The sequence below is a fragment of the Acinetobacter lwoffii genome, assembly GCF_024129715.1.
Classification (GTDB): Bacteria; Pseudomonadota; Gammaproteobacteria; order Pseudomonadales; family Moraxellaceae; genus Acinetobacter; species Acinetobacter lwoffii_U.
Window position 1 is genome coordinate 26,478 of record NZ_JAMXXM010000020.1, and the last position, 18,315, is coordinate 44,792.

Here is an 18,315-nt window from a genome sequence, read left to right on the forward strand (position 1 = left end):
AATTACTGCACTAAAGCCAGTACCGCTTTGGCCGGGTCTTCACTATTACCAGAAAGCAGCTGCTTGTGCATGGTGATATGCTGCATAACCTGAATCTGTGCTGCTTCAATATCCATCAGTTTTTCAATTTCAGCTGCCAGATTTTCCGGGGTAGCATCAGACTGGATCAGTTCCTGAATTACTTTTTTGCCGGCAATAATATTCGGCAAGGAGAAATAAGGGATTTTGACCAATAATTTGGCAATTTGATAAGTCAGCCAGTGCAATTTATAAAAAGTTACCATCGGACGGTGCAGCAACATCGCTTCAAGCGTTGCTGTTCCAGACGCCAGTGCAATGATATTGGATGCATTCATGACCTGACGGCCAATTTTGGACTCAGCGCTGGTATTTTCCATCAGGCGAATCTGGGCTTTTAAGCTCTCAGGATAAGTGGCCAATAAACTTTCGATTTGCTGTTTACGCGCATCATTAATCGCAGGAATCAGAAAGGTATAATCCGGATGTTTCTGATGCAGAATATTGGCAGCATCCAGAACCAAAGGTCCCAAACGCTCAATCTCGCCACGACGACTGCCTGGCAATAAGGCAATATATTTCTGATGTGAATCCAGACCTAATTCTGTCTGAGCATCCAGAATCGGATTTTCAAGCGGCAACTGACTGGCGAGCGGATGTCCAACAAAAGCTGCCGGAACATCCCATTGCTTGAAAAAGGCTTTTTCAAATGGAAATAGGCACAGTACCAGATCAATACTGGCTTTAATGCCATGTATACGGCCTTGACGCCATGCCCAGACCGAAGGACTGACGTATTGCACGGTTTTAATCGGTAACTGTTTTTGTTTAATGGTTTTTGACAAACGCAGGTTAAAATCAGGCGCATCAATCCCGATAAAAATATCGACCGGATCTTTAGTCCAGGTTTCCACCAGACCATCCCGCACAGCAAACAGTTTTTTAATATCTTTTAAAACTTCGACAATGCCCATCACCGATAAAATATCCATCGGATAATAGCTTTTAAAGCCTTCAGCGATCATTTGTGGCCCACCGATACCTTCAAATTCAGCATCAATGCCTTGCTCACTAAAACGGCGAATCAATTTTGCGCCAAGCGTATCTCCAGAAACTTCACCGACCACGATTCCAATTTTAAGTTTTCGATTTAGCAAGTGGGTTTCCTCTCAGATCCGCATGGAAATTTATTGAATCGGGATTCTAACATAATCCTATGGCTATTCCGGAAGAAGCTTAAGTATCTTCTAATTTTAAGAAACCCACCGTTTAGAATAACTTAGTCAATAAGGGAGCTTGCATAACAAGAATTAAATCGACATTTACAGGTACATTCAATTAGACAGAAATGGGGCAAATCGGACAGTTAAAATCAATCATTATATTCGCACTTTATACATAACCCAGTGAATAAACATGAAAGATCACCTAATATTCTTCACCTAGCTTTATCTTTTTTATGCATAAGTAAATCAATAATCAAGACAACGACTTATATCCAAAAGTCATAAGATATGCTCGTTTTTGATTTTGGCATATATGCATGTTTGGTCCGATTGAATTTATTTTAGCAGGCGTTCTGGTAGGTTTTTGTGTAGGTGTCACCGGTGTCGGTGGCGGTTCATTAATGACGCCAATTCTTATCAGTTTATTCCGGATTGAACCGCATATCGCGATTGGTACTGACCTGCTCTATGCCGCGATTTCTAAATTCTGTGGCTCGTTTGTGCATGCCAAGAAAATGAATATTGTCTGGCCGATTGTGATCTGGCTGGCCGTTGGCAGTATTCCCGCATCTTTTGCAACACATTGGGTTCTTGATAACTATCTGAGCCAATCAACGCATTACAAGGCCGTCCTGACCATGGTATTGGGCTTTATGCTAACCATTACCGGCTTATCTATTCTGTTCCGTACCCAGATCGAAAATCTTTTTAATAAATACAGAAAACAAGAACTACCGGATATGACCCAAGATCTGGAAAAAGTAAAGCTGCAAGCCAAGGAAAAGCGCGTAGCCATTATCATCATGGGCATTATCTTGGGCATATTTGTCACGCTCTCTTCAGTGGGTGCCGGCGCATTTGGCATCATGGCACTTGTAGTGATGTTCCCGAATCTGCCGATGATTCGTATCATTGGCTCAGATGTTGTGCATGCAGTGTTACTGACCCTGGTTGCAGGGCTGGGTCATATGTCTTCAGGCAATGTCGATTTCATGCTACTCATGTGGTTATTGGTGGGTTCTATTCCAGCGATTATTGTCGGCACTTTACTCAGTTCACGTATGCCGGAAAAACTGATCCGCAAAATTTTAGGTATCACCCTATTTGCCCTCGGTGTAAATTTCATGATTAATCCTGTGAAATCAAAACCGGCCCAACCTGCTGAAACAGCAATGATAATCATGAGCCAAAATTCCCCGTCCGTTTAAGTTAACTATCCGATTCATCACTTTTTTTTCAAAGAAGTATTCATCTTTTTTATAACAAAGTGACGCATCATTCATGTTATATTCGGGCTATTAAACAACCTTTTGTATGATCGAACCAGTGACGGCAATGAATACACAACAGTCAAATCCTATTTCAGCATCAGATATTGATGACGTGAATATCCACAGCATGATTCCTCTTGTAACCCCTGCCGAGCTTAAAGCAGAGTTACCGTTGACTGAAACTGCTTATCAAACCGTACTGCATGGTCGTGAAACGATTCGTAAAATTCTGGATGGTGAAGACAAACGCCTGTTCGTTGTAATTGGCCCTTGTTCTATTCACGATCCAGCGGCGGCGCATGAATATGCTGAGCGCTTAAAAGTGCTGAGCGAAAAAGTTAAAGACAGCTTATACATCGTGATGCGGGTTTATTTTGAAAAACCACGTACTACCGTAGGCTGGAAAGGCCTGATCAATGACCCAGACATGAATGATTCATTCAATATTGAAAAAGGTCTGCGTATCGGTCGCAAGCTATTACTTGAACTGAATGAAATGGGCTTGCCATGTGCCACTGAAGCACTTGATCCAAACTCGCCACAGTATTACCAAGACCTGATTTCATGGTCAGCAATTGGTGCACGTACCACAGAAAGCCAGACCCATCGTGAAATGTCTTCTGGTCTTTCTTCACCAGTCGGCTTTAAAAATGGTACTGATGGCGGTTTAACGGTCGCGACCAATGCGATGCAATCTGTGAAACATGGTCACAGCTTCCTCGGTCTGAATGATCAAGGCCAGGTGGCTGTGATTCGCACTTCAGGCAATCCTTATGCTCACGTGGTACTGCGTGGCGGTAATGGCAAGCCGAACTACGATGCAGGCTCGGTTGCCGATGCAGAAGCTGCTCTAGCCAAGGCCAAAGTCAGCACCAAGATCATGATTGATGCCAGCCACGCCAACTCTAACAAAGACCCGTACCTGCAACCACTTGTACTTAAAAACATTTCCGAACAAATTCTTGATGGAAACAAGTCAATTGTTGGTATTATGGTAGAAAGTCATCTTAAGGGTGGTCGTCAGGACATTCCGGCGAACCTGAATGATATGGAATACGGTCAATCCGTTACGGATGGCTGTATCGACTGGGAAACGACTGAAAAAGTTTTACTCGACATGCATGAGGCATTGAAAGACATTTTACCTAATCGTTAAATGATCTGACAAACGCCATCGCCAAGATGGCGTTTGCATTTCTAGAACAAGGAAAATTTATCTGATGAATGATATTGAAACGGCATTAAGCCAGATTGAGAATTTTCAGTTCATACACGAACATCTGTTTAGCTCCGGTCAACCGACCACTGCCCAATTACAGCTGATGAAAGAATACGGTGTATCTACTGTCATCAATGTGGCGCTGACCGATAGCGAACAGTATCTGCCGCATGAAGATAAAATTTGCCTTGAGCTGGGACTGAACTATATTCAGGTTCCGATTTCCTGGGAAACCCCTTCAGACAATCAATGCCTGCTGGTACTGGACCTGATCGATCATCTGGTAAAAGAGCAAATGGTCTGGGTACATTGTTCGCAAAACTACCATGTCAGCTGTCTGATGTACTTATATCGTCAGTACTATATGGATATGGATCTGCCTACAGCACAAGAACACTTGCATCAGATCTGGGAACCGAATGAAACCTGGACCGGTTTAATGCATGCGGTTGCCCTACAGTTACAAGGCCGTAAAGCAACGCAGGAACTGGAACTTTCCTTGATTAATCCGAATTATTTTGCCTGATTTTATTTACTATGGCTCAATAACACGGTTGCTATGGACATAATGCCTTCCTGACGACCGATAAAACCTAACTGTTCAGTGGTGGTGGCTTTGATACTGATTTGAGTCACATCAACATCCAAGACATCTGCAATACTTTGACGCATCGCCAGATTGTGTTTAGCCAGTTTTGGACGTTCACAGGCCACGGTAATATCGGCATTATTCAGGTGATAGCCACGATCCAGAATTAGCTGATAAACATGCTTGAGTAGTACCCGGCTATCCGCACCTTTAAACTCAGGATCTGTATCGGGGAAATGCTGGCCAATATCTCCCAGCGCCAAAGCACCCAACAAAGCATCACAGAGTGCATGCAGCACTACATCACCATCCGAATGTGCTTTCAGACCGTGAGTATGCGGAATTTGAATGCCTGCCAGAGTGACAAAATCACCTTCTTCAAATGCATGCACATCCAGCCCCTGGCCAATACGAATTTGTGCGATCACCTTATACATCCTTTAGAAATAGCCCATTGAAATCTTGTACACTTGCTTTCTATTTCGCTATAGTTAGACCAAGCGTAACACAGTGAAAGTATAAGCGATCATGCTACTGAAAACTGATATAAATATGTTGAAAATAATTGGCCTGATGCTCGGTCTGGGGATGATTTCTACGGGTAGCTCGGCGATCACACTAAACTGTAGCGATGACAGCAAAAAAACGGCTGCCATGAATAAATTCTGCTCAGCATCGTTGGCTGAATCTCGTGAAAAACTCACAGACCAATACTTTACTGCTTTTCTGATTACTGATGCACCTGTGCGCTTATTGCAAGATAGCCAACAACTATGGGCGACCCGCTTACAGCAATGCAAAACCATAGATTGTTTAAAACAGCAGTTTGAATGGCGTTTAGATGATTTAAATGTCTATATTTCGCTGAATCAAAGTCTGACCCAGCATTATATCAAGTTTGAACAGGGACAAATCGCCAAGCAACCTGTTCATCTCAAGATTCATCAACTGACCAAAGACCGGATCAAGGTTGAAGGTCTTGCCTATCGTAATCCGAATAACCGGGCTGAGAAGCAGATCATTCCTTTTTTAGCCTATACTACGCCTGAGACAAAAAACCAGATTACCGATAACGAAAATGACTGCCGCTATGAATTTAATTATAGTAAAGCCATTTTAGCGGTCAGTAGCCAGCAAAAAGGCTGTGAACGTTTTACCGGTATTTATCGACTATATGATTGATTTATTTTCAAAATATTATAATTTATTGTCATATAAAATGAGATTTTTGGTGTAAAAAATAGCCCGCAAGCGGGCTATCAATTTAAGCTGGATAGTATTGCGCAATTTCCTGACTGATCATTGCGGCCGTTGCAGCTGATAAAGTCCAGCCCAGATGACCATGTCCGGTATTGTAAAAGACTCGCTCATGTTTGCCACGACGTACCACAGGCATCATATTTGGCATCATGGGGCGTAAGCCTGCCCAAGGCAAGACATGCTCAGTACACAGATCAAAATTACGATTGGTCCATTCAATTAAAGGTTGAATCCGGTCAGCTCGAATATCCCGGTTATAGCCATTAAACTCGGCTGTTCCTGCAACACGCAAACGATCCTTGCCTAGACGTGACAAGACAATTTTGGCGCTTTCATCCAGCAAACTGACCCAAGGTGCGTTGTTCTGGCTCTGCTCATCATTGAGTTGCACGGTAATCGAGTAGCCTTTGACTGGATAAACATTGATACGTTCACCAAGAATCTCAGCCAATTGATAGCTGCCAACCCCTGCACAGACCACAATGGCATCTGCATTAATTTCCAGAACATCCTCTGGAGAGGAATGGACATTTTCAGTACTAGGTTTGCATTTAACCCGAATATTCTGAGCCTGATGATCAACAACAAAAACATCTTGACCAAACTCAAATTTCACGCCTTTTTGCATACAGGCTTTGGCCAAACCGGTACTAAATTTATGAATATCCCCGGTGGCATCGCTCTGACAGTAAAATCCTGCATAATAATCGCCAGTTAATGCAGGTTCGATCTGCTTGATTTCTGCATTGGAAATTGCGTTGCGCTCCAGACCACCGCTACACAACAGATCATTCACTTTGATCGCAACATCATAATCCGTCTTGTTATGATAAAAATGTAAAATGCCGCGTTTTTCCAGATCGAAATCAATATTTTCTGTTTCGGCAATTTCAAATAAGCGTGCTCTTGCCAGTAAAGCCAGCCGTACCGTTTCTCGGGTATTGGCTTCATAATGTTTGATATTGCCCAGAAATTCCATGAGCCAGCTGTATTTATGTATACTGAAAGAAGGATTGAGCAAAAGTGGTGCGGTTTTTTGTGACATCCATTTGATGCCTTTGAGTACCGTGGCTTTCTGGTTCCATACTTCGGCATTACAGGCAGAAAGCTGGCCGCCATTGGCAAAGGATGTTTCCATTGCCGGATATAGATGCCGATCAACCACGGTCACTTGATAGCCTGATAATGCCAGCTCATAAGCTGTGGTTACTCCAGTAATCCCGGCCCCAATCACCACGACATGACGCATAGACACCTCCTTGATTGTATTGATGTCTTTTCCCATCTGTCATGTGTACCTGAGAGCTTCGGTAGATACATTGCACATCAATGCGGCCACCTTCCCCTTCGGTGAGTGATTCAACACTTCTCTCCAGAGTCTTTATCCATTATCACAGTCCTTTTGCCTGAGAGTTTCCTGGGACCTTGCTCCTTCGGCGAATGCAGAAGCATTTCTCTCCTGCAATAATGTTTTATTATCATGAGCAATTTATATACCATTTTTAGGAGAAACACAGTTTTTATTTATGTTAATTCACGTGAATTTATCCATGATTCTTTTTTTTAATTAACAGTATACATGTGTGATAGAGGATATTGCCTAGATATTAAATTTTTAGATTTTGCTGCCGTAAGTAAAACGAGTAAGTTCTACCCTTTATAAAATTCCAGAACTTATTTAATTTTGGCGCTTAAATAAAATTTAACCTTTTTTTTGCTTAGGCTATTTTAATAATTCAAAATGTAGAGTTTTCCTTATCCATTTTAGAATTTTAGATAAGCCAAGAAAGCATCAGTACTAAGCTTACTGCTGCGACCACTGTTTGTACACTGATAATACTGGCCATTAACTCGCTATCGCCGCCATATACCCGGGTTAAAACATACGAAGCTGAGGCGGTAGGAAGTGCAAAGAACAAGACCAAAACCTGAGTAGTTAATGCATCAATCTGGAAAATTTTACACACTAAAAATGCAATCAGCGGCATTCCGAACAGGCGGCCAAAGGTTATCAGGCTGAGTGGCAACACATCACGCTGAAAACCCTGAAACTGTAAGGCTGCTCCCACACACATCAAACCGAGCGGCAAACTGCACAGTGCAATCTGTTTAAGAAACTGCTCTGCTCCAGTCCAGAGTGACAAACCGGAAAGATTAAATAAACCACCCACCACACAACCTAAAATTAATGGATTTTTAGACAAATCCAGGATGATTTTTTTCAGCTGCATATCATGACTACGGGTAAATGCCAACACTGATAAGATATTCACCAAAGGAATACACAGCACCATAATCACAGCGAAGATGGTCATGCCCTGCTGATGAAATAAAGTACTAACAGCAGCAAGTCCGATATAAGTATTAAAGCGCAGCAAGCCCTGAACATAGACGCCGAAACGCGCATAAGATATCTGGTAAATTTGGCGCAAGATATACAGCGCAATACTGACTACAGCCATGAGACTAAATACGACCAGCACCACATCTTCAATGACTGTCATTTGAATCTGGGCAGTGGCCAGATTTAAAAATAGCATCACCGGAAACAAAGCATAATAATTTAACTTTTCGGCACCTCGCCAAAAATCATCACTCAACCATTGCCTGCGCTTGAGCAGATAACCAAAGCTGATCAGTCCGATGAGGGGAAATAAAGAAGTTAAAATAATATGCAGCATGTGACATCCTGGTCTGTTTTCTGCCTAATCTTAAGTCGCTTAGACTAAACAAAAAACTTAGCATATTCAGGAGCTTTCTCACTACTCAATTTAAGTAGCAAAAAGCTTGAATTTTCATCAAGTAATCATATTGATTTGCTGATTTTTTCTAAAATCAGCAAATGTAAGGGAATCAACGGTTCTCCGACATTTTGACCCAGTGGATATGCTTCAATCTTTTCAGTCAGCTGATAGCCACGGCGCTGATAATATGCCAGCAGTTCAATACGGACATTTAATACTGACATCTGAATCACTTTCTTTTTAAATATTTCGAAAATATGGGATTCGGCAAAGTCCAATAATTGCTTGCCATAACCCGAGTTTTGCTCAGCAGGTGCAACAGCAAAGCTTCCAATCTCTGCTACTTGCTGTCCTAAGCTCACGCCAATACAACCAAGAAGCTTATTATCAATTTCCAACACAAAGAGCTGAAAATTTTCTAAATTGAGCAAGTCATATAACTGTTTTTCTTGAATACGATCACCCTGGATCATTCCTGCTTCAGTCGTCCATCCACCCGGAGTACGATAAGCTGTATTAATCAGCATAGTAAGTTGCTGAACATCAGCCTTGCTCGCCAATCGTATATTTTTATAGTGATTCATTTTATAAATAAAAAAAGTCAGACCGGAGTCTGACTTTAAAACAATTTCACTTTAAAGTTAAAGCAAATTATTTAGGTTCAATCGGTGCAAATGGCGCAACAACATCGGCATTTTGCGCACGGTGACGCATGAAGTGATCCATCAGCACAATCGCCAGCATCGCTTCAGCAATCGGGGTTGCACGCACACCTACGCAAGGATCATGACGACCTTTGGTCAACACATCAGTATCTTCACGATCAATATTGATGGTTTTACCTGGCGTGGTGATAGATGCAGTCGGTTTCAACGCAATCGCAACACGGATGTCTTGACCGCTAGAAATACCACCTAAAATACCGCCAGCATGATTGGCCAGGAAGCCTTCTGTGGTGAGTTCATCACGGCTTTCATGACCAAACTGTTCAGCGACACCAAAACCATCACCGATTTCGACACCTTTAACGGCATTAATCGACATCATGGCATGCGCAATGTCAGCATCTAGACGATCAAAGACTGGCTCGCCCCAACCCACTGGCACTTTAGATGCAATGATCTCAAGTTTAGCACCACAACTGGTGCCTTGCTCACGCAAAGACGTCACCAGCGCTTCAAAACGTGGTACTGCATCCACATCGCCACAGAAAAACGGATTGTTTGGAACTTCATTCCAGTCCAGTTTCTCTGCTTTTTCAGTGCCGATCTGGGTTACATGACCACGAATCTCAATGCCAAATTTCTCGAAAAGGAATTTCTTGGCAATTGCCCCCGCTGCGACACGCATTGCTGTTTCACGCGCACTTGAACGGCCACCACCGCGGTAATCACGGAAACCATACTTTTGGGTATAGGTATAGTCTGCATGACCCGGGCGGAAAGTCTGTGCGATATTGCCGTAGTCTTTCGATTTTTGATCCGTATTACGAATCAACAAACCAATTGAAGTACCGGTGGTTTTGCCCTCAAACATACCGGAAATAATTTCTACTTCATCGGGTTCTTTACGCTGGGTTGCAAATTTCGATGTACCCGGTTTACGGCGGTCCAGATCCTTTTGCAAATCAGCTTCAGTCAGCTCAATGCCGGGGGGAACCCCATCGATGATGGCCATCAAGCCAACACCGTGAGATTCACCACAAGTCGTTACACGGAACAGTTGCCCTATACTATTACCTGCCATGTCAAACGACTCCTTATGCTTGAATAGACTGAATAAATAAATCGTGGTAAGTACGGCATTGCTCTGCAGTCAATGCAAAGATACCTGTGCCACCTTTCTGGAATTGTAACCAGTAGAAATCGACTGAATTAAAGTTTTGGCGCATTGCCCATTCTGAATTACCCACTTCAATCACGATCAGGCCATTTTCAGTCAGGTAATCTGCAGCTTGAGCCAGCATTTTACGGACAAGATCCAGACCGTCCTGACCTGCAGCAAGCGCAAGTTCAGGCTCATGATGGAATTCTTCAGGCAAATCAGCCATATCTTCCGCATCGACATACGGCGGATTAGATACAATTAAATCGTATTGATTTTCGGCTGGAATTTTTTCGAACAAATCCGATTCAAGTAAAGCGATCTGATATTGCTTGTCATGATGCTCAGTATTGATTTGCGCAACTTCCAAGGCTTCTTTGGAAATATCGGTGGCATCCACTTCCGCTTCAGGGAATGCATAAGCCAAGGCAATCGCGATACAGCCAGAACCGGTACACATATCTAGAATGCGTTGAGGTGTTTTTGGATTCGGGTTTTCCGGCAAGTTGTTGACTGCCTCACCCATTTGACCATGTTCGCCCAGGCAATACGGGGCGAAACGGTTCTGAATCAGTTCAGCAATCGGTGAACGTGGAATCAGCACGCGTTCATCAACGTAGTAAGGTTTGCCGTCAAAATAAGCCAGGTTCAATAAATATGAGGTTGGAACTTTTTCATTAATACGGCGTTCCAGCAGACTTAAAAATTCAGCTTTTTCACTTGGCAATAATTTGGCATCTAAAATTTCAGCGTCCGCTTTCCATTCTAGCGACAGGGTTTGCAGCACTAGCGCTGAACTTTCAGCAAAATAATCTTCTGTGCCTTGGCCCAAATGTGCATCGTATTGACGTAATGCTGTCACACCAAAACGAATAAAATCACGAATGGTGGTTAAATTTTCAGCGGCTTCCTGCATATGTTCAGGGCTAATAGTCGGTCGATCCACTTAAGGCGTCTCCAAGGTCATTTTTTTAAACGCCTTATGATACCTTGTTTTGCCTGCTTTTATAATGCTAAAAGCATGAAAAACACGAATTCTCTATGCCCACAAAAATTATAAAACTCCTGTTTTTGTGAGCGATTATTCAGATAAATGTTTACTTTATTTAGGGATGTTTCTGTTAAATGTCGATGCTAATACTATGATGATTTATCGGAACCCGGACGCATAAGAGCGGGATTGATAAAGATTGGCCTGATCCATGATCAAAGCCAGCATACATTGACCCTGTTGCTGCTTGGCATATTTTCCTGACATTCTAAAGTTACATTGCTGGGCCAGTTTACGCTCCCACAATACATGCTGACTGCGGATAACTGCAGTCTGATTCGGATTCAATTTAAGATAAGTTTTATAGTTTTTCTTCAAACGTTTATTATGAAATTTCAGCTCTTTTTCCAAGCATTTTTCAGCTTTGGGTGTATTACCATAACTAAAATTCATGCACTGTGTATATTCCTTAGAATACCCAACAGCAGCTTGTGTCTGAACCGCAGTACCCGCAAAAATTGCAACTAAAAACCATGCAAGACGCATAACTTCCCCTTGACCGAAACCGGTACAATCCCAATAAATGTTTAACAATCAATATTGTTTAAATTATCCACTGATATTAACGCAGTCAGGACAAAAATCCTATGCCTTTCTCGGACTGAAAGATTAAACAGTTGCACAATTGAAAATTGGCCCATGACCCACATATAATCCGCATTCAATCTTCAAACGAGCCCAGATCTATGAGCTATAAGCACAATAATCTTATGGCGATGCGCCAAAATTACTGGAATGACCAAGCCTCCAGTCAGGTGCAGCAAGAAAAGGTATTTTTGCAGTCGACCTTAATGCAGCATGGCGTATTTACCGATGCGACACTGGAAGATGCCAAATATCTGTTTTTTGGCTTGCCAAGTATTGTGATTGTAAAAGGCTATGCTTTAGGCTTTATGCATGACAGCGTACAGCGCCTGATTCATCAACATATTCAAACAAATAAACAACAGTTACAACAACGATCTGAATTAAAAATCCAATTTCAAATGGCATAATGCCCTGCCTAAACTGATACAAGTTGGTGAATAAATGAAAGCTTGCCTAGCTTTTACTATGAATTCAGCGGCTTAAACTTTTTTAATACGTGCAGAAACGCTACTATCCCTTACAATGATTTATTCTGCTTCATGCTGATGATGAAAGGATCGAGTTTACATGTCAGATCAGAACGATAAGCTTAAACAACTGAAAACCTCCTCTATGGATCGACGCTTATCGATCGCAAAGGCATCCTTGCTGGCAGGCACGCGTTGGGCGGCTTCTAGTGCAAGCTCCATGTTCTCAAGCGAAGAAGAAAAAGAAAAAAAACGTAAAAAAGCTATGAAAGAACAGGCCGATTATCTGGTCGCAGAAATTGGCAAGCTGAAAGGGTCTATCGTTAAAATTGGCCAGATGATGGCGCTATATGGTGAGCATTTTCTGCCAGAAGAAGTCACTCAGGCTCTCAATACCCTAAACAATCAGACGGTAGCATTGGCATGGCCAGCCATTAAAACTCAGTTACAACAACAACTCGGCTCTAAACTCGACGATCTCACCATTGATCATGAACCTTTGGGCACAGCTTCTTTGGCACAGGTACATCGCGCTACCCGAAAATCTGACGGCATGGAACTGGTGTTAAAAATTCAGTATCCGGGTGTGGCAGAAGCCATTGATTCGGATATGAGCCTATTTAAAAACATGCTGAAATTGACCCGCATCGTGCCGCAGACCCGCGAATTCGACCAATGGTTCGATGAAGTCCGTGAAATGATGCATCGTGAAGTAAATTATCAGATTGAAGCAGATACCACGCGTCGTTTTGCTGCCCGTTTAAAAGATGATCCTCGCTATATCGTCCCGACCATTATTAATGAATATTGCTCTGATCGTGTGCTGTGCATGACCTTTGAACGTGGTGTGCCGATCAACAGCCCGGTGATGTTGTCCCTGCCCCAAGAACGCCGCAACCAGTTAGGGGAAGCCTCTCTGGAAATTGCAGTACGTGAAATTTTCGAATGGGGCGAGATGCAAACCGATCCGAACTTTGGTAATTATCTGGTTCGTCTGGGCAATGGTACAGATGTGCACGACAAGATCATTCTGCTCGACTTTGGCGCGATCCGTCAGTTTGACCAGCATCTGCTCAGTGTTGCGCGTAACCTGATTCAGGCAGGCTATCATCATGACTCGGATATGATGGTCAAGGCGATGACCGGTTATGAGTTTTTTGATTCGATTCCGCAAAGCATCAAACCGGATATGGCCAAAGTCTTTTTACTGGCCACCGAAGCGTTTAGTTCACCGCTAAATAATCAGGAATTGCCAGCCGGCATCATGGATGAACATAATCGCTATGACTGGAAAAAAAGCCAGCTGCATAGCCGTGTGATGCAACAGGCGTCGAGATCTATGGCTTCACGTTATTTCAGTGTTCCACCCAAAGAATTTATGTTTATTAGCCGTAAATTTATTGGTGCCTATACTTTTATGACCGTGATTGATGCCAAAACCAATGTGCGTGCCATGATTAAACATCATCTCTCTTAAAATAAAACCTGCATCAAAAAGACCCGGATGATTTTGTCATTCGGGTCAATTTTTAGACATATTCGATTTTTTATATTTTTATCTTTCTTTTATTTTTCATTGATTTATTCATCCCTTCCTTCAATCCAAAAAACCTAAAAATTGCCAATTAATCTTGTCACCTACGACATAGTTTTATATCTGAGCACATGTCAGTATTAAAAAAATAACGTGACAACACCTTTAGGATAATCAGAATGAATAATATGGTGAATAAAGCCCAAGGATTTGGCTTATCCATACTGACCAAAATCGCGGGCAGCGAAGTATTAGATCAATTAAAACTGCGTAAATTTGTCGAAAAATCACTTTATCAAAGTTCAAAAGCAGGATTCAAAACACTCAGTCAAACCCAGAAAATCCTGAAATCTGGCCAGAAGATTCAAAAACAGCGTCTGCCGCATCAGTCTAAATCCTTATTTGATCTGAACCTGACTGAAGAACAGCAAATGACCTGTAATGCCATGCAGCAATTTGCCCAAGAGGTGCTATATCCCTTGGCGCATGATGCAGATCAGCATGAACTATTCCCCCATGAACTCTGGCAATACAGCACTGATTTAGGCTTGAATTTCTATGCCCTGCCTGAAGCATTGGGGGGCGTTGCATCGGAACAGAATATTGTCAGCAATATTTTAATCGCTCAACATTTGGCTCAGGGTGATTTCAGTCTGACGGCTGGCTTACTTTCGACTTTTAGTTTCATTAACGCCATTACCCGCTGGGGCTCAGAGCAGATTCAGTCAGAATATCTGGGCGCTTTCGCAGAGAATCCTGAGTTAAAGGCCACCTTTGCAGTGCAGGAAGAAACAGCAGCGTTTAACCCGGAGCAACTTAGAACCAAGGCTGTTGCACATCAGGGACATTATCTGATTCGGGGTCAAAAGACCTTAGTGCTCTTCGGAGAAAGTGCCGATCTCTATCTGGTCAGTGCTGATCTAAACGGAAAAGCTGAGGTCTTTGTGGTGCAACGCGACATTACGGTTACTGCAAAAAAATCGCCGGCTATGGGATTAAAAGCTACTCAAACCGTTACGCTCAAATTTGAAGATACTCCGGCACATCGTCTGGGTGATGAAGATTTTGATTATCGTGCATTCGTAGATTTGGGCAATCTGATGTGGTGTGCGATGGCAGTGGGCGCCTGTGAAGCAGTCAAAAAATACTGTGTGCAATATGCCAATGAACGTATTGCCTTTGGTGAACCGATTTCCCATCGTCAGGGTGTCGCCTTTATGATTGCCGATATGGCCATTGAAATTGACGCGATGCAAATGCTGATCCTGAATGCCGCCAGCCTGGCTGAATCTGGTCAAGCTTTTCATCGTGAGGCTTATTTGGCACGTCTACTCTGTGCAGAAAAATCCATGAAAATCGGCACCGATGGTGTACAAATTTTGGGTGGTCATGGTTTTACCAAAGAACATCCGGTAGAACGCTGGTATAGAGACCTGAGAGCCACTGCCATTCTCCATTCTGGCTTGCATGCCTGATCAGAACATAAAGAAGAACAATAATGAATCTACAAACTCCAAAAAAATTTAAGCTTTTGATTGATCAAGCACATGAAGTTGCCCTCAATGTTTTGCGTCCGATTTCACGTAAATATGACAAGGCTGAACATGCTTATCCGATAGAGCTAGACATGCTCGCTTCTGTTGTCGATGGCATGAACCAAGGTAGTGAAGGCATGAATGCTGGTGCAGCAGTCAATAAACGTGGCGATGCAGACAGCAGCAATAAAAATGGCATTAATATGTCTACTGCCCTGAGCATTATTGAAATGTGTTATGGCGATACTGGCTTATTACTCTCGATGCCACGCCAAGGATTAGGAAATTCAGCCATTGCAGCTGTTGCCAATGAGGAGCAATTACACCGTTTTCATGGAACTTGGGCGGCCATGGCGATTACCGAGTCAGGTTGCGGGTCAGATTCCGCTGCAATTCGTACCACTGCGACTAAAGACGGTGATGACTATATTCTGAATGGCGAGAAGATTTTTGTGACCTCGGGAGAACGAGCCGATGCGGTAGTGGTTTGGGCAACTCTGGATAAAAAACTGGGACGATCAGCCATTAAATCATTTGTGGTGGCCAAAGGCACTCCTGGAATGAAGGTTGAACGACTGGAACATAAATTAGGGATTAAATCATCCGATACTGCCACGATCAGCTTTATTAACTGTCGAGTACCTGCAGCAAACCTGCTCGGTCATGCAGAAATCGATGTTGCTAAAGGCTTTGCTGGCGTGATGGAAACCTTTGATAATACTCGCCCGCTGGTCGCCGCCATGGCGATTGGTTGTGCGAAAGCCTCGCTGGAACGCATCAAGGAGATTTTTAAGGATCAACTGGACTCCACTTATGCCACACCGTATTTACAAAGCTCTAATATCGCAGCACAAATCTATCGTATGGAAGCTGAATGGGAAGCAGCACGTTTGCTGATGCTGAAAGCTGCCTGGATGGCCGATAATCGCAAACCAAATTCACGTGAAGCATCTATTGCCAAAGCCAAGGCCGGTCGGATTGGTAATGAAATTACCTTAGAATGTGTCGAACTTGCAGCAGCCACTGGTTATAACGAAACTGAACTTTTGGAAAAATGGGCACGTGATTCCAAGATTCTGGATATTTTTGAAGGCACCCAGCAAATTCAGCAACTGATTATTGCCCGTCGGGAATTAGGGAAATCATCGAGCGAATTAAAATAATGATTGCTCATTAAATAACGAATTAAGCTTACTTAAGTTGATTAAACGATGGATTTTTTAAGGATTTAAGGTTATAAAAATTCATCGTTTTTTCAAAATAAAATCAGACCAATATGTACTATATTCGTCCCATTCAGCCTGAAGATAATGCTCAAATTGCAAGCATTATTCGTCGTGTTTCCCAAGAGTTTGGACTGGCAGCAGAATCTGGTTTCGCGGTAGGCGATTCTATTTTAGATGAACTGTATCAAGTTTATCAGCAAACGAAATCAGCTTACTGGATTGTTGTGGATCAACAAAATAAAATTTACGGTGGTGGTGGAATTGCGCTATTAAAAGGTGATGCAACTATTTTAGAAATTCAGAAAATGTACTTTTTACCTGAAATTCGTCAGCAGGGTTTTGCCAAGAAAATTTTAGAATTATCTTTTGAATTCGCACAAGCTCATCAGATTAAGTCAGTCTATCTAGAAACAACTAAAGTGCTTTGGCAAGCGGTGAAACTCTATGAAAAATTAGGTTTTCAGCATCTTGATCATCCTCAAGGCAATACCGGACATAGTGAAGCCTGTGAAATCTGGATGCTGAAAAATCTTTCAACTTAGAGATTTTTTAGTAGATAGATAAAGTTTGTACATTAATAAAGTGCTTTCATCAGCAGCAAGCTTGACTCTTGTATATAGGCTGCCTAACATCGAAATACGTTTATTCAGGCATGGAATTCACAGTTTGTTTGTTTCTCATTTATTCAATCCAATTAAATCTAAACGTTCACTATTTCATTCTCAATCTTTTAAATTTTCCTCTATTTTATTGAGCACTTTTCTTTTTGCGGGTTGTTCATCCTTGGGCGGAGGCTCGGTAGAAAAACGCGCAGCTAAGCTGTCTAAAGGCATTCAAACTGCTTATTCCACCCCATCCAGTACAGCTAATCGTGTTTCACCTTTAATTGTTCAACATGCACAAAATCAGGGTGTAGATCCGCTTCTAGTGGCGGCTGTGATTCGTCAGGAATCTACTTATCGTAGCCAAGCAACTTCGCCAGCAGGTGCGGTAGGCTTGATGCAAGTGATTCCGAGATATTGGCAACAAACTTGTCCAGGTGATTTATACAATGAAAGCAGTAATATCCAATGTGGTACATATATTCTTTCTAAATATAATCAATCATCCGGTGACTGGAAGAAAGCGCTTGCCTATTATAATGTAGGTCCATCGGGTTATGAAAATAATCGTAAAATGCGTAAACAAGGTAAACGTTATGCCAAACAAGTAAAACAGCATAAAAAAATGCTAAAAGACTCTCTATAATTACTGATTTAAGCTAATTAAATTAATAATGCTTAGGCTATTTGATGTAAAGCTTTGATAATTAGTAGTTATTAAATAATACCTATTGAAATTTCTGCTATGAAAACATATTTAGAAAATATTAACTACAGTTGTGATATGCGTGTTCGGTAAAAATACCCTGCCATAAAAAACCAGCGATTCGCTGGTTTTTTATTTTTTAAGATTTATAAGATAGGACTGTAAAATCTTTTAGATCAAACTATATCGATCGGATAACACTAGTCATATTAACGTGAATCATCCTTCTAAGAAGACTTTAATAAGATTTCAGATAAATACTTCTATACACTTAAATTAATAAGTTCGTGGAGCTCGATAGGAAGTGAATGCATATAGAAATCAGAATCAGAAATAAAAGACTTATTTCTAAAATCCCGCGCATAAAAAAACACCCCCGGCCTTATGGTCGGGGGTGTTTAGGAATAATGAGCTGGCGATGACTTACTCTCACATGGGTAACCCCACACTACCAT

At 42.1% G+C, this 18,315-nt stretch carries 18 protein-coding genes and 1 riboswitch; of the genes, 10 read left to right on the forward strand and 8 right to left on the reverse strand.

The window, feature by feature from the left end; translation table 11 throughout:
* Positions 1–2 precede the first annotated feature (2 nt).
* Positions 3–1,175, reverse strand: coding sequence for a lipid-A-disaccharide synthase (gene lpxB, locus NI462_RS11740; RefSeq protein ID WP_253160731.1), 1,173 nt, complete (start codon positions 1,173–1,175; stop codon positions 3–5).
* A gap of 386 nt (positions 1,176–1,561) precedes the next feature.
* On the opposite strand from lpxB, the gene NI462_RS11745 reads away from it, so the two are divergent.
* From NI462_RS11745 to NI462_RS11755, 3 genes are all read left to right on the forward strand, one after another.
* Complete coding sequence (locus NI462_RS11745) at positions 1,562–2,452, forward strand: sulfite exporter TauE/SafE family protein (protein WP_253160733.1); 891 nt, start codon at positions 1,562–1,564, stop codon at positions 2,450–2,452.
* A 127-nt stretch (positions 2,453–2,579) separates the two neighbouring features.
* On the forward strand, positions 2,580–3,671 hold the full coding sequence (locus tag NI462_RS11750) for a 3-deoxy-7-phosphoheptulonate synthase (RefSeq protein WP_174766804.1): 1,092 nt from the start codon (positions 2,580–2,582) through the stop codon (positions 3,669–3,671).
* A 64-nt stretch (positions 3,672–3,735) separates the two neighbouring features.
* Positions 3,736–4,260 carry a protein tyrosine phosphatase family protein gene (locus tag NI462_RS11755; protein WP_224216612.1) on the forward strand — a complete coding sequence of 175 codons (525 nt, stop codon included), beginning with the start codon at positions 3,736–3,738 and terminating at the stop codon, positions 4,258–4,260.
* Positions 4,261–4,262: 2 nt separating this feature from the next.
* Here the strand turns inward: NI462_RS11755 and ispF are convergent, their stop codons facing one another.
* Positions 4,263–4,751, reverse strand: a complete 489-nt coding sequence (gene ispF, locus NI462_RS11760) for a 2-C-methyl-D-erythritol 2,4-cyclodiphosphate synthase (RefSeq protein ID WP_253160735.1) — start codon at positions 4,749–4,751, stop codon at positions 4,263–4,265.
* 100 nt (positions 4,752–4,851) lie between these two features.
* Between ispF and NI462_RS11765 the strand changes: the two genes are divergently transcribed.
* A complete protein-coding gene (locus NI462_RS11765; protein ID WP_253160738.1) occupies positions 4,852–5,505 on the forward strand; it encodes an A1S_1983 family putative colistin resistance protein in 654 nt (217 codons plus the stop codon).
* 82 nt (positions 5,506–5,587) lie between these two features.
* Here the strand turns inward: NI462_RS11765 and NI462_RS11770 are convergent, their stop codons facing one another.
* The 6 genes from NI462_RS11770 to NI462_RS11795 form a co-directional block, all read right to left on the reverse strand.
* Positions 5,588–6,832 (reverse strand): D-amino acid dehydrogenase, encoded by a 1,245-nt coding sequence (locus NI462_RS11770; protein WP_253160740.1) that lies wholly within the window; start codon positions 6,830–6,832, stop codon positions 5,588–5,590.
* Between the two features lie 135 nt (positions 6,833–6,967).
* Positions 6,968–7,055, reverse strand: a riboswitch (glycine riboswitch).
* Positions 7,056–7,355: 300 nt separating this feature from the next.
* Positions 7,356–8,264 (reverse strand): AEC family transporter, encoded by a 909-nt coding sequence (locus tag NI462_RS11775; RefSeq protein ID WP_253160742.1) that lies wholly within the window; start codon positions 8,262–8,264, stop codon positions 7,356–7,358.
* Between the two features lie 125 nt (positions 8,265–8,389).
* Complete coding sequence (locus NI462_RS11780) at positions 8,390–8,911, reverse strand: GNAT family N-acetyltransferase (protein WP_312586266.1); 522 nt, start codon at positions 8,909–8,911, stop codon at positions 8,390–8,392.
* Positions 8,912–8,978: 67 nt separating this feature from the next.
* The gene (gene aroC, locus NI462_RS11785) at positions 8,979–10,073 is read right to left on the reverse strand and encodes a chorismate synthase (RefSeq protein WP_253160746.1); all 1,095 of its coding nucleotides are present in this window, start codon (positions 10,071–10,073) and stop codon (positions 8,979–8,981) included.
* 13 nt (positions 10,074–10,086) lie between these two features.
* Positions 10,087–11,097 carry a 50S ribosomal protein L3 N(5)-glutamine methyltransferase gene (gene prmB, locus NI462_RS11790; RefSeq protein ID WP_253160748.1) on the reverse strand — a complete coding sequence of 337 codons (1,011 nt, stop codon included), beginning with the start codon at positions 11,095–11,097 and terminating at the stop codon, positions 10,087–10,089.
* 204 nt (positions 11,098–11,301) lie between these two features.
* Positions 11,302–11,688, reverse strand: a complete 387-nt coding sequence (locus tag NI462_RS11795) for a DUF1311 domain-containing protein (protein ID WP_243474990.1) — start codon at positions 11,686–11,688, stop codon at positions 11,302–11,304.
* A gap of 200 nt (positions 11,689–11,888) precedes the next feature.
* Here NI462_RS11795 and NI462_RS11800 point away from each other — a divergent pair, with 200 nt between their 5' ends.
* The 6 genes from NI462_RS11800 (at position 11,889) to NI462_RS11825 (ending at position 17,800) form a co-directional block, all read left to right on the forward strand.
* Complete coding sequence (locus tag NI462_RS11800; protein WP_085064442.1) at positions 11,889–12,197, forward strand: hypothetical protein; 309 nt, start codon at positions 11,889–11,891, stop codon at positions 12,195–12,197.
* Positions 12,198–12,357: 160 nt separating this feature from the next.
* Complete coding sequence (locus NI462_RS11805) at positions 12,358–13,734, forward strand: ABC1 kinase family protein (RefSeq protein WP_121979897.1); 1,377 nt, start codon at positions 12,358–12,360, stop codon at positions 13,732–13,734.
* Between the two features lie 245 nt (positions 13,735–13,979).
* Entirely contained in the window at positions 13,980–15,266 is a 1,287-nt protein-coding gene (locus tag NI462_RS11810) for an acyl-CoA dehydrogenase family protein (protein WP_253160755.1), read from the forward strand.
* 23 nt (positions 15,267–15,289) lie between these two features.
* The gene (locus NI462_RS11815; RefSeq protein ID WP_253160750.1) at positions 15,290–16,489 is read left to right on the forward strand and encodes an acyl-CoA dehydrogenase family protein; all 1,200 of its coding nucleotides are present in this window, start codon (positions 15,290–15,292) and stop codon (positions 16,487–16,489) included.
* Between the two features lie 113 nt (positions 16,490–16,602).
* Positions 16,603–17,094, forward strand: coding sequence for a GNAT family N-acetyltransferase (locus tag NI462_RS11820; protein ID WP_253114472.1), 492 nt, complete (start codon positions 16,603–16,605; stop codon positions 17,092–17,094).
* Positions 17,095–17,218: 124 nt separating this feature from the next.
* Positions 17,219–17,800: a lytic transglycosylase domain-containing protein gene (locus tag NI462_RS11825; protein ID WP_253160753.1), complete on the forward strand. Its 582-nt coding sequence runs from the start codon at positions 17,219–17,221 to the stop codon at positions 17,798–17,800.
* The last annotated feature ends 515 nt before the right edge of the window (positions 17,801–18,315 follow it).